Origin of the sequence: Pelagibius sp. CAU 1746 (assembly GCF_039839785.1) — a bacterium.
Classification (GTDB): Bacteria; Pseudomonadota; Alphaproteobacteria; order Kiloniellales; family Kiloniellaceae; genus Pelagibius.
Window position 1 is genome coordinate 610566 of the sequence record NZ_JBDOQT010000001.1, and the last position, 14611, is coordinate 625176.

At 68.8% G+C, this 14611-nt stretch carries 11 protein-coding genes; 4 read left to right on the top strand and 7 right to left on the bottom strand.

Annotated elements, in window-relative coordinates:
* From AAFN88_RS02795 to AAFN88_RS02820, 6 genes are all read right to left on the bottom strand, one after another.
* Complete coding sequence (locus tag AAFN88_RS02795) at positions 1-1053, bottom strand: glucosaminidase domain-containing protein (RefSeq protein ID WP_347518006.1); 1053 nt, start codon at positions 1051-1053, stop codon at positions 1-3.
* A gap of 194 nt (positions 1054-1247) precedes the next feature.
* The gene (locus AAFN88_RS02800; protein ID WP_347518007.1) at positions 1248-1808 is read right to left on the bottom strand and encodes a NifU family protein; all 561 of its coding nucleotides are present in this window, start codon (positions 1806-1808) and stop codon (positions 1248-1250) included.
* Positions 1809-1941: 133 nt separating this feature from the next.
* Entirely contained in the window at positions 1942-2481 is a 540-nt protein-coding gene (locus AAFN88_RS02805; protein ID WP_347518009.1) for a universal stress protein, read from the bottom strand.
* Between the two features lie 140 nt (positions 2482-2621).
* Positions 2622-3650 (bottom strand): tryptophan--tRNA ligase, encoded by a 1029-nt coding sequence (gene trpS / locus AAFN88_RS02810; protein WP_347518010.1) that lies wholly within the window; start codon positions 3648-3650, stop codon positions 2622-2624.
* A gap of 125 nt (positions 3651-3775) precedes the next feature.
* Positions 3776-5350, bottom strand: coding sequence for a murein biosynthesis integral membrane protein MurJ (gene murJ, locus AAFN88_RS02815; RefSeq protein ID WP_347518012.1), 1575 nt, complete (start codon positions 5348-5350; stop codon positions 3776-3778).
* A gap of 78 nt (positions 5351-5428) precedes the next feature.
* Positions 5429-8464, bottom strand: a complete 3036-nt coding sequence (locus tag AAFN88_RS02820; protein ID WP_347518014.1) for a [protein-PII] uridylyltransferase — start codon at positions 8462-8464, stop codon at positions 5429-5431.
* 239 nt (positions 8465-8703) lie between these two features.
* Here AAFN88_RS02820 and AAFN88_RS02825 point away from each other — a divergent pair, with 239 nt between their 5' ends.
* From AAFN88_RS02825 to AAFN88_RS02835, 3 genes are all read left to right on the top strand, one after another.
* A complete protein-coding gene (locus AAFN88_RS02825) occupies positions 8704-9189 on the top strand; it encodes a hypothetical protein (RefSeq protein ID WP_347518015.1) in 486 nt (161 codons plus the stop codon).
* A 69-nt stretch (positions 9190-9258) separates the two neighbouring features.
* Positions 9259-9930, top strand: coding sequence for a MarR family winged helix-turn-helix transcriptional regulator (locus AAFN88_RS02830; RefSeq protein ID WP_347518016.1), 672 nt, complete (start codon positions 9259-9261; stop codon positions 9928-9930).
* A gap of 81 nt (positions 9931-10011) precedes the next feature.
* On the top strand, positions 10012-10788 hold the full coding sequence (locus AAFN88_RS02835; RefSeq protein WP_347518018.1) for a hypothetical protein: 777 nt from the start codon (positions 10012-10014) through the stop codon (positions 10786-10788).
* A 208-nt stretch (positions 10789-10996) separates the two neighbouring features.
* On the opposite strand, the gene mutS is transcribed toward AAFN88_RS02835, so the two are convergent.
* Positions 10997-13636 (bottom strand): DNA mismatch repair protein MutS, encoded by a 2640-nt coding sequence (gene mutS, locus AAFN88_RS02840; RefSeq protein WP_347518020.1) that lies wholly within the window; start codon positions 13634-13636, stop codon positions 10997-10999.
* A gap of 298 nt (positions 13637-13934) precedes the next feature.
* Between mutS and AAFN88_RS02845 the strand changes: the two genes are divergently transcribed.
* Positions 13935-14435 (top strand): hypothetical protein, encoded by a 501-nt coding sequence (locus AAFN88_RS02845; RefSeq protein WP_347518021.1) that lies wholly within the window; start codon positions 13935-13937, stop codon positions 14433-14435.
* Positions 14436-14611 lie beyond the last annotated feature (176 nt).

Below are 14611 nucleotides of genomic sequence, written 5' to 3' on the forward strand. Positions count from 1 at the left end.
CTATTGCCCCGGGGCGAGCTTCCCGAGCTTCGCGCCGTCCAGGGCCTGCAGGCCATTGCTGGTGATGAGTTCGCTGAGCGCGAGCACGTAGGACTGACCTTCCTCGGAATAGCTCTTGAGGCCGCCCACCAGATTAAGGGCGTGCAGCGGCGTGCCCAGCGCCCGCGCCCGCGCACGGCGTTGGCGCAGATCCTGGTAGGCGCGATGGCTGTTCAGGTTGTGCAGGTAGGCGCGCACCGCGCTCATCAGGTCGGGAAAGCCACGCACCTTGAAGTCGCGCCGGGCCGCCGCGGCCGGCCTCAGGCCTTCGGCGTCGTCGCCCCAACTACGCTGGCCGAAGAGCGCGTTGGCGCGAAGCGCGAAGCGCGAGGTGCCCCAGCCGCTTTCCTGGGCGGCCTGGGCCAGCGCCAGGCTGGGCGGCACCGCGTCGATACGGCTCAAAAGATCGGCGGCGTCGCCCGGCGCGGCGCCATACCATTCGGCGACGCTGTCGAGCCAGAGCGCGTCCGTGGCGCCCAGGCGGCCCGCCGCCCGGGCGTCCAGGGCGGCGATCACCTTGGCGCGCGCCTGACGCAGCTCCGCGTTGACCTGCAGCACCAGCGGCAGCAGGGTGCGCAGAAAAAGGCGCTTGCGCGCCTCGCTGTCGGAGACGGCCTCCATGTCGCGCGGCAGGGCGGTGACGGAAAGGCGCGGTACCGGCGCGCCGTTCTTCACGGCCTCCAGACGGTAGCCGCTGTCGGCGAAGATCCGGACCAGGTTCTCCGCGTCGCGGACATAGATTCGGCGCAACGCCGGGGCCTCGCTGGCCAGGCCCAGTTCCTGCCAGGCCGAACGGGGCAGGGGCTCGGCTCCGAACCGCAGGGCCGCCAGCAGAAAGACTCCGAAGAGCCCGCAAAGCAGGACCACGCGGCCCGCCAGATGACGATTCCCCAGTCTGGCGTAGCGCTCCACTACCGGTTGCCATTCAGCGACCTTCGCCGCCACCTGTGCCACCATCGCCGCTGCGCCTCGCTTGTTGTGGATATTCGCCGTGCCGTCCCGATCGGGAGACAAGCCTAGGCCGGCTTCGCGAAGATTCCGTTATCGAAGGGGCGGGGCCGCGGCATTCACCGGCCGGGCGGCCGGCCGGCGCAAGTTTCGTTTTTTCAAGCGCTTGCCGCGGGGCACGGCGGTCCGGCCCCGGCGCGGCCGGGAGAAAACCGCGATGACGGCGTCAGCAATGTGGGAGATGGAAAAGGCGCGGTCCCTCAGAGAACGGGGCGGACCTCGACGACCTCGGGAATGTAGTGCCGCAGCATGTTCTCGATCCCCATCTTCAAGGTGGCGGTCGAACTGGGGCACCCCTGGCAGGCGCCCTGCATGTGCAGATAGACGACGCCCTTGTCGAAACCGCGGAACACGATGTCGCCGCCGTCCTGGGCCACCGCCGGGCGCACGCGGGTGTCGAGCAGTTCCTTGATCTGGCTGACCACCTCGCTGTCCTCGCCGGACTCGCTGTGACCCTCATCGCCCGAAGCTGCGTCTTCCAGCATGACCGGACGGCCGGCGGTGAAGTGCTCCATGACGACGCCGAGGATGGCCGGCTTCAGCAGGTACCATTCGCGCGAGTCTTCCTTGGTGACGGAGACGAAATCGGTGCCGAAGAAGACGCCGACCACGCCCTCGACCGCGAAGAGGCGTTCGGCAAGCGGCGAGCGCGCCGCGTCCTCCGCGGAGGTGAAGTTGGCCGTGCCCTCGGCGAGTACCTCGCGCCCCGGCAGGAACTTCAAGGTCGCCGGGTTGGGGGTCTGTTCGGTCTGAATGAACATGGGACGCTGTCTCCTCAAGGCTTCACGCTCAATCTGGGCTCCGGAGAGCCCAGCTTCAAGCGCCAAGATCCAAATCTGACCAATTCGGTCAGCTTTAGTCAAGATATGGCGGGGGCCGGCGGGTCCGGCCGCGTCAGGTCACTGCGTCGATGTCTTCGACGGTCATGGAATCCGGCACGATGGTCACGGGAATGTGCAGGCGTCCCAAGAACTTACCGGTCATGGCCGATACGAGGGGGCCGGGCCCGCGCTTGCCGGTGGAGGCGCCCAGCACCAGGATCGAGATGTTGGGCTCCTCGTCCAGCAGCGCCAGCAGTTCGTCGCGGCGGTCGCCCTCGCGCACATAGAGCACCGGCAGGGATCCGGCCAGCTCGCTGACCTCGGTCGCCAGGCGCTGCAGCACCTGCTCGGCCTCGGTGCGGGCCTCCTCGCGCATCAGGTCGCCGACCGACATCCAGTGCTGGAAATCCGAGGGCTCGACCACGTAGAGCATGGCGACCTTGCCCCCGGTGCTGCGTGCCCGCAGGGCGGCGAAGCGCAGGGCGACGCGCATTTCCTCGGTTTCGTCGACCACCACCAGGAAAACGCGGTTCTCGCGGTGCTTCGCGGCGGCCTCGTCGGCTGGCGTTTCAGCGGCGGGGTGGCTGGTCGTCGACGGAGGGACGTCGGCCATGCGGGGGTTCCTTTGGCGGTTCTTATCTAACGAGGCGTCCGTGCGGGCGAATCCTGCCACCGGCAGGCAAGGCCGCGCAATCTTCCTCTTGCCTGCGCGTCGGCGCCGGGCCCCACGCCGGGGCCCCGCCGCCGGGGCGCTTAGGGCCGGAGAAAGCCCACGATATCATAGACTTCCTTGATGATCGGCTCGGCAAGAGCCTGGGCCCGCTCGGCGCCGTCACGCAGCACGGAGTCGACGTAGTGGCTGTCGTTCACCATCCGTTTCATCTCGGCGCCCATGTGGCCGAGGCTGGCGACGGCCACGTCGGTCAGCGCCTTCTTCAGGTCGGCGAAGCCCTTGCCCTCGAATTCCGCCACCGCCTGGGAGAGCTCCTCGCCCTTCAGGGCGGCGAAGATGGTCATCAGGTTGGCCGCCTCCGGGCGGGCTTGGCGGAACTCCGCGGTGAACTGGCCGTCCGGTCCGACGACCGAGGCGTCGGGCAGGAATTCGGAGTCGCTGGTGGCGCGGCGGATCTTCTTGGCCACCGCGTCGGCGTCGTCGGTCATGTTGATGCGCGCGGCGTCCGAAGCATCGGAGCTGCTCATCTTCTTGGCGCCGTCGCGCAGCGACATGACCCGGGTCGCGGCGCCCTGGATCAACGGCTCGACGATGGGAAAACAGTCGACGCCGTAGTCGTTGTTGAACTTCTGGGCGACGTCGCGGGTCAGCTCCAGGTGCTGCTTCTGGTCTTCTCCCACCGGGACGTGCGTCGCCTTGTAGACCAGGATGTCGGCGGCCATGAGGTTGGGATAGACATAGAGCCCGGAGGACGCCTTCTCGCGGTTCTTGCCCGCCTTGTCCTTGAACTGGGTCATGCGGTTCAGCCAGCCGATGCGGGCCACGCAGTTGAACACCCAGGCGAGCTGCGAATGCGCGGCGACCTGCGACTGGTTGAAGATGACCGACGTCTTCGGATCGATGCCGGCCGCCAGGTAGCCCGCGGTCACCTCGCGGGTGCGCTGGCGCAGCACTTCGGGTTCCTGCCACAGGGTAATGGCGTGCTGGTCGACGACGCAGTAGATGCAGTCGAAGTCGTTCTGTAGGGCCACGAAGTTCCTGATGGCCCCCAGATAGTTGCCGAGGTGCAGATTGCCCGAGGGCTGAACGCCCGAAAAGATCCGTTTCATGGTTTTAGCTGTGATGTTCACTGGACAGTGGGCGGCCCCCGAAACCGTGAGGGGAGGGCCGCGGCGCAGCCGGGGTTATCGCTGGCCGGACCGGGAGGGTCAAGGTCTCAGCGCGCGCCGCCGCACTATCCCGCCGCCGCGCCGCCGCCGTCCTTGGCCTTGCGGCGCAGGGATCCCGCCAGATCGGACCGCGTGACGGCGCCGAGTCCGAAGGCCAGCGCCCCATAGACGGCCAGGCCCGCCGCCACCAGAACCGCCAGGGCGATCGCCCGTTCGACGAAACGGTCTCCGTCGAAAAACGCCGCCGTCGCCCACTGGAGGCCCCAGAGCGCCGCGCCCATGCCCAGCGACGCCGCGGCGATGCGCGGCAGGCGGGCGCGGAAGCGCCGGTCCAGCGCCCAAAAGCCGTAGCGCCGCAGGGAAAGTATCAGCAGCCCGGTGTTCAGCCAGGCCGCCAGGGTGGTGGCCAGGGCGATGCCGACGTGGCGGAACTGCCAGAACAGCGCCAGGCTGAGGACGATGTTGGCGACCACCGAGACCACGGAATAGCGAAAGGGCGTCACCGTGTCCTCGCGGGCGTAGAAGGCCGGCTGCAGGATCTTCACCAGCACATAGGCCGGCAAGCCCCAGGCGAAGGCGACCAGGGCGGCCGCCGTGGCCGCCGCGTCGGTGGCCCCGAAGCGGCCGTGCTGGAACAGGCCGCCGATGATCGGGCCGGCGATGACGATGAGCGCCACGGTCGCCGGCAGGGTCAGCAGCAGCGCGAACTCCAGGCCGCGGTTCAGGCTGTGCATGGCCTGGTCCTCGTTGCCGGCGCGCAGCTTCCGGGCCATGTCGGGCAAGAGGACGATGCCGATGGCGATGCCGATGAGGCCCAGGGGCAACTGGTAGACCCGGTCGGCGTAGTAGAGGAAGGAGAAGGCGCCCTCCTGCCAGGAGGCGATGGAGGAGCCGACGAAGATGTTGATCTGCAGCGCCCCGGCCGAGAGCAGGCCCGGCGCCATGAGCACCAGCAGGCGGCGCACCCCCGGCGTGAGGCGCGGGCGCGGGAAGCGCAGCGCCATGCCCGCGCGCTTGGCCGCGATCACCAGAAAGACGAACTGCGCGGCGCCGGAGACGCAGACCGCCCAGGCCATGACGTGGCCCGGCGCCCCGGTGAAGGGCAGCACGACGATCAGGGCGGCGATGAAGATGACGTTCAGCAGGATCGGCGCCGCCGCCGCCGCCGCGAAGCGGTAGAGCGAGTTGAGGATGCCGCTGAGGAGCGCCACCACCGCCATGAACAGCAGGTAGGGAAAGGTGATGCGCGACAGCTCCACGGCCAGCGCCAGCTTCTCCGGAGTCTGCGAGAAGCCCGAGCCGATGACGTAGATGAACCAGGGCATCCCCGCCATGCAGAGCGCCAAGAGGATCAAGAGGCCGGTGACCAGCACCGAGAGGGCCTGCTCGGCGAAGCGCCGGGCCTCAGCCTCCCCCTCCTGCTCCAGGCGGCGGGCGAAAAGCGGCACGAAGGCGGCGTTGAAGGCGCCCTCGGCGAAGAGCCGGCGGAACAGATTGGGCAGGCGGAAGGCCGCGAAGAAGGCGTCGGCCACAGGGCTGGCGCCGACCGCGTTGGCGATCAGGATGTCGCGCACGAAGCCGAGGATGCGGCTGATGCCGGTATAGCCCCCGACGGTGGCGACGGAACGAACGAGGCTCATGCCCGAAAGGTCTTAGAGAAATGTGGCGAAACTGCAAAGCACGAAAGACGCAGGCGCCGGCCCTGGTGGTGGTGGCGGCTAACGCGCCTTGCGGGGCGGGGCGGCGCGATCGACGGTCTTGCGGGCGCCGGCCCTGGTGGCGGCGGCCTTCTTCGACGCCGCCTTCTTGGCGGCTTCCTTCCTGGCGGCTTCCTTGTTCGCGACGGCCTTCTTGGCCGCTGCCTTGCGCACGGACTTGCGGGTCACCTTCTTCGCCGCATCCTTCTTGGCCCCATCCACCTTGCTTGGCGCGCAGTCGCTTTCCTCGAAGACCGCCAGCAGCTTCTTCTCGATGCTGCGCAGCTTCTGCCTGTTCTCGATCTTGGCGCCCAGTGCGTTCTGCACGTAGAAAACATCGACCGCGCGTTCGCCGAAGGTGGCGATGCGCGCCGACTTGATGATCAGGTCCAGCTTGGTCAGCGTCATGGTGACGAGATAGAGCAGGCCGGGGCGGTCGCGGCCGTTCACTTCGATCACCGTGTGGCTGCGGCTCGCCTTGTTGTCGATGAGGACGCGCGGGGAGACCTTGAAGACCTTGAAGCGGCTGGGGATCGGCGACTGCTGGGCCTTGAGCTCCTGCAGCGGGCGCAGGCGCCCGGCCAGGGACTGCTCGATGGCCGAGGAGAGACGCGCCAGCTTGCCCGGCTGGCCGAACGGGCCGCCCTGGACGTCCTCCACATAGAAGGAATCCAGCGCCATGCCGTTGGACAGCGTGAAGATGCGCGCCGCGGTGATCGAGGCGCCGGCCACCGCCATGGCCCCGGCGATGCGGCTGAACAGCCCGGGATGGTCGGGAGTGTAGACCGTGACCTCCGTGGCTTCGCGGTAGCGGTCGATGCGCGTGTCGACGGTCAGCGGCGCGCCCGAGAGTTCGGCCTCGCGCACCAGATGCGCGTGGCGCAGGTGGCTGTCGGAGTCGAGACCGCTCCAGTAGGAGGGATAGCCGCGGCGCAGGTGGGCGGCGATGTCCTTCTGCGTCCAGCCCGACTGCTTCAGTTTCTCCTTCAGCGTTTCCTTGGCGGCCTTCACGCGGGCGTCGCGGCCCTTGGCGGCGAGGCCGCCGCCAAGCACCGATTCCGTGCGCCAGTAGAGATCGCGCAGCAGCGCCGCCTTCCAGGCGTTCCACACGTTGGGACCGACGGCGCGGATGTCGGCGACGGTCAGGACCAGCAGCAGGCGCAGACGCTCGGGCGACTGCACCAGGTCGGCGAAGTCGCGGATGGTCTTGGGATCGTCGATGTCGCGCTTGAAGGCGGTGTCGCTCATGGCCAGGTGGTGCAGCACCAGCCAGGACACGGTCTCGGTCTCCGCCTCGTCGAGGCCGAGGCGCGGGCAGACCTTGGCCGCCACCTTGGCGCCCAGCTCCGAATGGTCTCCGCCGCGCCCCTTGGCGATGTCGTGCAGCAGCACCGCCATGTAGAGCACGCGCCGGGAGAGGACCTTGTGCACCACCTCGGTGGCGATCGGCGCCGCCTCGGCCAGGTCGCCCTGCTCGATGGCGTGCAGGATGCCGATGGCGAAGATGGTGTGCTCGTCCACCGTGTAGGAGTGATACATGTTGTACTGCATCTGCGCGACGACACGCCCGAAGGCCCGCAGGAAGCGGCCGAAGACGCCGGCCTCGTTGAGGCGGCGCAGCGTCGTCTCCGGGTCCTTCTCCGAGGTCAGCATGTCGAGGAAGATCGCGTTGGCCTTGGGGTCGGCGCGCAGGTTCTTGTCGATGTGCTTCAGCTTGCGCGTGATGCCGCGCAGCGTCTCCGGGTGGATATCCAGATCGTGCTTCTGCGCGACCTGGAAGATGCGCAGCATCTCCACCGGGTTCTCGCTGAAAACCTCCGGGTCGGAGACGGTGAGGCGGTCGCCCTCCAGGCCGAAACCCTCGATCTTGCGGCGCCGGCGCAGCGCCGGCAGGCGGAAGCGCGAACGGCGGTTGTGCTCGGCCTCGATGACGGCGCAGAAGATGCGGGTCAGGTCGCCGACTTCCTTGGCGATGAGGAAGTAGCGCTTCATGAAGCGCTCGACGTCCATCAGTCCGCCGTGCGGGGTGAAGCCCATGCGCGGCGCGATCTCCTTCTGCATGTCGAAGGTCAGCCGCTCGTCGGCGCGCCCGGAGATGTAGTGCATATGACAGCGCAGGCTCCACAGGAAGTTCAGCGCCTTGTCGAAACGCTGCACCTCGGCGGCGGTGAAGACCTTGCGCTGCACCAAGGTCGAAATGTCGTCAACGTTGTAGAGGAACTTGGCCATCCAGAAGAGGGTGTGCAGATCGCGCAGGCCGCCCTTGCCCTCCTTGATGTTGGGCTCCAGCGCGTAGCGCGAGCCGCCGAAGCGGTCGTGGCGCGACTTGCGCTCGGCCAGCTTGGCCTCGATGAACTTGGCGCCGCCGCCGGCCTGCACGTCCTTGTGGAAGCGCTGGCGCATCTCGCGATAGAGCGCCTGGTCGCCCCACAGCCAGCGCGCCTCCAGCAGTGCGGTGCAGATGGTGATGTCGCCCTTGGCCAGCCGGATGCACTCGTTCACCGTCCGCGTGGCGTGGCCGACCTTGAAACCCATGTCCCACAGCAGATAGAGGATTTCTTCCACCACCTGCTCGCTGCGCGGGGTCAGCTTGTAGGGCAGCAGAAACAGCAGGTCGATGTCCGACTGCGGCGCCAGCTCGCCGCGCCCGTAGCCGCCGACGGCGACCAGCGACAGGCGCTCGCCGGTGGAAGGATTGGCGATGGGATAGAGGCGCTGGCTGACGTGGTCGTAGACCACGCGAATGATCTGATCGACCAGGTAGGATTCGGCGCGCACCGTCGCCGTGCCGTTGACGGCCTCTTCCTCGAAACGGCGCCGCACCTCGGCGCGGCCGGCGGCCAGCGCCTGCTTCAGCAGCGCCAGCACGGCGGCGCGCTGCCTGGGGCCGGCGGGAACTTCATCGAAGATCTCGCCCAGGCCCGCCATCAGCCTGCGGCGGTTGACGATGCTGCGCGGATTGTCGATCTGCGCGCCCGACGCCTCGGCCAGCGCCTCTTCGGGCGGCAGCGCGGCGGCGGTGCCGCCGGGCGCGGCAATGTCGGCGGAACTGGTCATGCTATCCTTTGGTCGCCCCGGTCTTCCGGGACCGGCGCCGATGTCCTCAGGCCTTCACATCGGCTCTTCCCGGGCGCTTGTCCAGGCCTGCCTGCCGGAGCGGCAGGCTCTGCGGCACACTATGCAACGCATTATATTGTCGGAAGACCCGCTCAGAAACCCGCGCCGCTGCGGCTGACCTGGCAAAAACTATGACACAGATCCTCAGCTACGTCTTAAGACTCCTTCGCAGACCTACAATGGCTGCCCTGCTGCTCGCGGTCTCGGCGCTCGGCGCCTGCGCGCCGCGGGACGACGCCCCACGGCCCATGCACATCTCCTCGCGGGCCGTCGGCCAGGCGCTGACGGTGACGGTGGACAATATCCCTCCCGGGCGCGCCGTCACCGAGCTGCTGCTGATCGACCCGGCCGGCGGCGCCACCCAGGCGCGCGAGCGCGAACTTTCCACGCGCGAGACCGCCAGCGGCGGTAACGCGGGGCCGGGCGTTGCGGTCGGCGCCACCGGCGGCTCCTCCAGCGGGGTGCGTCCTTACATCTCTCTCGGCTATCTCTTCCGCGGCAGCGGGCGGGTCGAGCGCAGCCAGCGCCTGACCGGGGAGATCCCCATCCCCGACCCCGCCGCCTATGCCGCCGGCTATCGCGGCTGGCGCATCGTGCTGCGCTATCGCGATCAATTGGGTGAGGTCCGCCAAGTCACCGTGCCGGCGCCGCCACCGGAGCGATAGAAGCCCCATGAACGGCCCTTTTCCATGCCATTGCGATCAGGCTTGTTTTATTTAGGACTCCTATCTATATTGCCCTTCGAAGAGGAGAAGCCCGTGACTTCCAGGACAAAAAACAGCACGGCACAGATCGCCACCGGGTTTTCCCGAATCGCCACTTTTCTGCGGGCCGGCCAATGGCGTCAGGCAGAGGCGGCGCGCCTGACCCCGACCCAAAGCCAGATCCTGATTTACCTGGCGCAGCGGGGGCCGGCGCGCCTCGGCGCCCTGGCCGCCGAAACCGGAGTCACCCAGGCCACCGCCAGCGATTCCGTCAACGCCCTGGTCCGCAAAGGCCTGCTGCGCAAGACCAGCGATCCCGCCGACGCGCGTGCGCGACGACTCCAGCCGACCCTAAAGGGTCAGCGCGCTGCGGAAGAACTGTCGCTCTGGCCGCAGCAAATGGAGCGCGCACTCGAAAGCCTCTCGCTGCAAGAGCAGGCCACCGTGCTTCGCGCCCTGACCAAGATCATCCGGGACCTGCAAACCGCCGGCGCCATCCCGGTTCAACGCATGTGCCTTACCTGCCGCTACTTCCGACCCAACGCCCATCCCCATTCAGAGACACCGCATCACTGCGCCTTTGTGGACGCCGCTTTCGGCGAGGCCGAGCTGCGCCTCGACTGCGGTGAACACGAAGCGGCGGAAACAGCCGTCGCGGCCTCGGGCTGGCAGCGCTTCGCTGCCGAAAACGGGGCTGAATAGAAAGGCGCCCCGGCCGCAGCAACGGCCGGAGCGCCCCAAATCGTCCAACCCACCTCTGCAGAGACAGGAGACCCACAAACTATGACATACCCCTTGGGATTCAGCCACCGCCCGATCGCCTTGCCCCTGGCCGCCGCCATCGCCTTCATTGTCGCCGGGTCGGCTGCCGGCACCGCCTTGGCCCACGGCGACGGTGGAATCTCCGCACCCAGCTCCGCGAAAACCGCCGCGCAATTCGATATCGTCCACGCCAAGGTCGCCACCGCGGACAGTATCGCGACCTTCCACATGGGCGTGTCGGGCGCGGCCGGCGCCTCCCGCCCCGCCGCCAGCGGCAAGCTGGCGGGAAGCTCCGTCTTCTCCTATGTCTGGCCCACCAGCATCGACCCCTATGAAGTCGGCTTCGAGAAGAAGGCGGGCATCCTCGCCCTGGCCGTGACGTCGCACCCGGATTTCGACGACACCCCGCTCTATGACGAAAACGGCGACGGCCAAACCGGCAACGACGGCGAGCTCTGGCACAGTCATTGGGTCGTTCTCGCACCCAACGAATCCTGCGGCCCCGGCGCGCTGGCGGTGGTCGACATTCCGGCCGGGTCGAAGCCGCGACTGCCGAAGACCTGGCCGCAACTGCCGATCCTGATAGACAGCCCGGGCTGGGACCCGGTCATTGCCGGAGACACGCTCGAGGTGAAGGTCGCTTTCGACGACATCGCGGTGGTCGAGACGGCCGCTTTCGACGGCGTCACCGCGGGGCTGAGGATCAACGAGAGTGTCCACGCGCCCCTGCTTTGCGTCGTCGATGTTTTCGACGTCGCCTCCGGGGATCTCAGCCTTCCGGGGAAGGTCAACGAATAGCTCTAAAGACGAAAAGCTGTTGAACGAGACCACTGCGGCAGCCTCGGCAGGCCGCAGTGGTCACGCCGGGCATGATCGCCCCTCGCTGCAGAACGCCCCCAGGAACCATGCCATCATCGTCCGCCATCTCCGCTTCGAGGATCTGGGCGCTTGCGCCAACACCGGAAGACGGCTTGCCGCCGCTCGAAGACCCGGCCGCTACGCCCGGCTAGTCTGCGGATAGTTTCTTCAGGCGGTAGAGCAGTTCCAGGGCCTCGCGGGGGCTGAGATCGTCGGGGTTGATCTCACCGAGCACCGCCTCCACCGCGCTTTCCTTGGTGTCCGGCTCGGCCGCCTTGGCCGCGGTGGCGGCGAAGAGCGGCAGGTCGTCGGCGAGGCGCGTCAAGGCGCCGGCCTGCTCGCCCTGCTCCAGGCTGGCCAGCACCGTCTCGGCGCGGGCCACCGCCGCCTTGGGCAGGCCCGCCAGCTTGGCCACGTGGATGCCGTAGGAACGGTCGGCGGCGCCGGCCGTCACCTCGTGCAGGAAGACCACGTCGCCCTGCCATTCCTTCACCCGCATGGAGTGGCAGGCCAGGGAGTCGAGCTTGGCCGTCAGGCTGGTCAGCTCGTGGTAGTGGGTGGCGAAGAGGGCGCGGCAGCCGTTCACCTCGTGCAGATGCTCCAGGCAGGCCCAGGCGATGGAGAGGCCGTCGAAGGTCGCGGTGCCGCGGCCGATCTCGTCCAGGATCACCAGGGCGCGGGGGCCCGCCTGGTTCAGGATGGCCGCGGTCTCGACCATCTCCACCATGAAGGTGGAGCGCCCGCGCGCCAGGTCGTCGGCGGCGCCGACGCGGCTGAACAGGCGGTCGACCACGCCGATGTGGGCGGCCTCGGCGGGCACGTAGCTGCCCATCTGGGCCAGCACGGCGATGAGGGCGTTCTGGCGCAGGAAGGTCGACTTGCCGGCCATGTTGGGGCCGGTGACGAGCCACAGGCGGCCGCCATTTCCCTCGGGCCCATCGTCCCCGTCTTCCAGCCAGCAGTCGTTGGCGACGAAGCGGCCCTTCTGCGCGGCGGCCAGCGCCGCCTCCACCACCGGGTGGCGCCCGCCGGTGATGTGGAAGGCGGTGGTGGCGTCGATCTTCGGGCGGCACCAGCGCTGGGCCTCGGCCAGCTCGGCCAGGGCCGCGGCCACGTCCAGTTCGGCCAGGGCGCGGGCCGCCGTTGCGATGACCTCGGCGCGGCCCAGCACCTCGCCAACGAGGTCCTGGAAGATCTGCAGCTCCAGCGACAGGGCGCGCTCGGCGGCCGAGGCGATCTTCTGTTCCAGCTCCGACAGCTCGACGGTGGAAAAGCGCTTCGCCGAGGCCAGGGTCTGGCGGTGGATGAAGGGGCTGTCGCCGCCCGTCGCGATCTTGTCGGCGTGAGTCGGCGTCACCTCGATGAAGTAGCCGAGCACGTTGTTGTGCTTGATCTTCAGGGAGGTCACGCCGCTGGCTTCGGCGTAGTTCTTCTGCAGCCCGGCGATCAATTTACGGCTGTCGTCGCGCAGGGCGCGCAGCGCGTCCAGGGCCGCGTCGTAGCCCGCCGCGATGGCGCCGCCGTCGCGCGCCTGCATCGGCGGCTCCGGCGCCAGGGCGCGGGCCAGGCGGCCGACCAGGGTGTCGTGAAGCCCGAGATCGCGGATCGCCTCGGCCAGCAGCGCCGGCGCCTCGCCGTTCTGCTGCAGCAGGCCGCGCAGTTCTCCCGCCACGGCGAGCGCGTCGCGGATCGCCGCCAGGTCGCGCGGGCCGCCGCGCCCCAGGCTGAGCCGGGAGAGCGCACGCTCTATGTCCGGGCAGCGGCGCAGACGCGCGCGCAAATCCTGCCGCAGGTTCGCGGCCTCAAGGAAGTGGGCGACGAGGTCGTGACGCCCGGATATGGCCGCCGGGTCGGTCAGCGGCGTCGAAAGGCGCGTCGCCAGCAGGCGCGCCCCGGCGCCGGTCACCGTGCGGTCGATGGTGGCGAGCAGGGAGCCCGCGCGCCCGCCGCTCAAGGCCTCGGTCAGCTCCAGATTGCGCCGGGTCGCCGCGTCGATCTCCATGACCGCGCCGAGGGCGAGGCGGCGCGGCGGCAGAAGCCGCGGCAGGCGGCCCTTCTGGGTCAGGGTGACGTAGTCGAGCAGGGCCCCGGCGGCGGCCAGCTCGGCCCGGCTGAAGGCGCCGAAGGCGTCCAGCGCCTTGACCTGGAACGTCTCCTCCAGGCGCTTGGTGCCGTTGGCGCTGTCGAAGCGCGCGCCGGGCAGGGGCGTCAGGCGGTCCTTCAGCGCGCCGAAGGCTTCGAAGGCGTCCGGCTTCTCCAGCAGGCGCTCGGCCAGGATCAGCTCGCCGGGGGCGAGCCGCGCCAGGGTGGCGGCCAGGGTCTCGGGCGCCACGGGCTGGGCCTGGAAGACGCCGGTGGAGATGTCGAGCCAAGCCAGTCCCAGGCCGCCGCCGGCCTCGGCCAGGGCGGCCAGGTAGTTGTGGGCGCGGGCGTCCAGCAGTTCGTCTTCGGTGATGGTGCCGGGCGTCACCACCCGCACCACGTCGCGCTTCACCACCGATTTGCTGCCGCGCTTCTTGGCCTCTGCGGGGTCCTCCATCTGCTCGCAGATGGCGACCTTGAAGCCCTTGCGGATGAGGCGCGAGAGGTAGCCCTCGGCCGAGTGCACCGGCACGCCGCACATGGGGATGTCCTGGCCCAGGTGCTGGCCGCGCTTGGTCAGCGCGATGTCGAGGGCCGCCGAGGCCTGCTCCGCGTCCTCGAAGAACAGCTCGTAGAAGTCGCCCATGCGGTAGAACAGCAGGCAGCCGGGATGGGCCTGCTTGATCTCCAGGTACTGGGCCATCATCGGCGTCACACCCGGGAGTGCGGGAGACGGCGCGGCGGTCTTGGCCGCTGGCTTGGCGCCAGCATCTGAGGGTTCGGCGGTCGCTGCCCGGGAAGTCACGGCTTGTGTGGTCATGGATCGGTAAGCTTTACTTTGCCCGAGGGTATCACAGTCCCCCGTTGCCGGGGCAAGGCCATGGCCGGCCGGGGGCGGAGTGATCGCAATCGAGGCCCGCGGCCGACGTCGCGGGCCGAGTTGAGGCCCAGGGCCGCGCCGTAAAGCGGCCTGCGGCCTGGATTTTTTCGAGGAGACCTACAAGGTGGCGGAGAGTATCGGACGGTTCGGCGACGACGTGACGGTCGAGATCGCAGGCAACTTTTCCACAAAGGAGAGCTTCAGCGCCGCAGTGAAGGCCCTGGGGGAGGCCGGCTTCGGCCACGACGATCTTTCGGTTCTCGACACCCATGAATCGCTGAGCGCCGCCGGCAGCCCCAGCGAGGCCTGGCAGGAGACCCTGGCCGGAATGGTGGGCGAGATCAACTACGTCGGCCCGCTGACCGCCGCCGGCCTGATCGCCATCGCCTCCGGCCCCATCGGCGCGGCGGTGGCCGGGGCCATGGCCGCCGGCCTGACCGGCGCCGCCCTGGTGGAACTGCTGGACGAGGTGCGGGCCACCCCCCATACCGAGGACTTTGCCCGCGCCCTGGAAGCCGGCGCCATCCTGCTTTGGGTCCGGGTCGAGGACGAGGCCCAGGCGGCCAGCGTCGAGGCCCTGCTCGCCGAGCACGGCGCCGCTGCGGTCCACCGCCATGTGAAATAGGGGGCAGGCAGCGGGAACGGCGGCACGGGGTCCTTTGACGATCCGGCAAGCGCTCACTAAAGTTCACAGAAAATCAAGGCCCTGAGCCGAGCGCCCGACCTTGCGGGCGTGGGGAGGTCTGCCGCAGGAGGCAGCATGACCTCCGAACTCACCGCAGCATCCGGGCCGCCGCAGGG

Excerpts from the sequence above, each read along its gene's own strand:
- trpS (WP_347518010.1), bottom strand. The coding sequence starts at position 3,650 with ATGAAACGGATCTTTTCGGGCGTTCAGCCCTCGGGCAATCTGCACCTC.
- AAFN88_RS02800 (WP_347518007.1), bottom strand. The coding sequence starts at position 1,808 with ATGTTCATTCAGACCGAACAGACCCCCAACCCGGCGACCTTGAAGTTC.
- murJ (WP_347518012.1), bottom strand. The coding sequence starts at position 5,350 with ATGAGCCTCGTTCGTTCCGTCGCCACCGTCGGGGGCTATACCGGCATC.
- AAFN88_RS02820 (WP_347518014.1), bottom strand. The coding sequence starts at position 8,464 with ATGACCAGTTCCGCCGACATTGCCGCGCCCGGCGGCACCGCCGCCGCG.
- AAFN88_RS02805 (WP_347518009.1), bottom strand. The coding sequence starts at position 2,481 with ATGGCCGACGTCCCTCCGTCGACGACCAGCCACCCCGCCGCTGAAACG.
- mutS (WP_347518020.1), bottom strand. The coding sequence starts at position 13,636 with ATGATGGCCCAGTACCTGGAGATCAAGCAGGCCCATCCCGGCTGCCTG.
- AAFN88_RS02835 (WP_347518018.1), top strand. The coding sequence starts at position 10,012 with ATGACATACCCCTTGGGATTCAGCCACCGCCCGATCGCCTTGCCCCTG.
- AAFN88_RS02825 (WP_347518015.1), top strand. The coding sequence starts at position 8,704 with ATGGCTGCCCTGCTGCTCGCGGTCTCGGCGCTCGGCGCCTGCGCGCCG.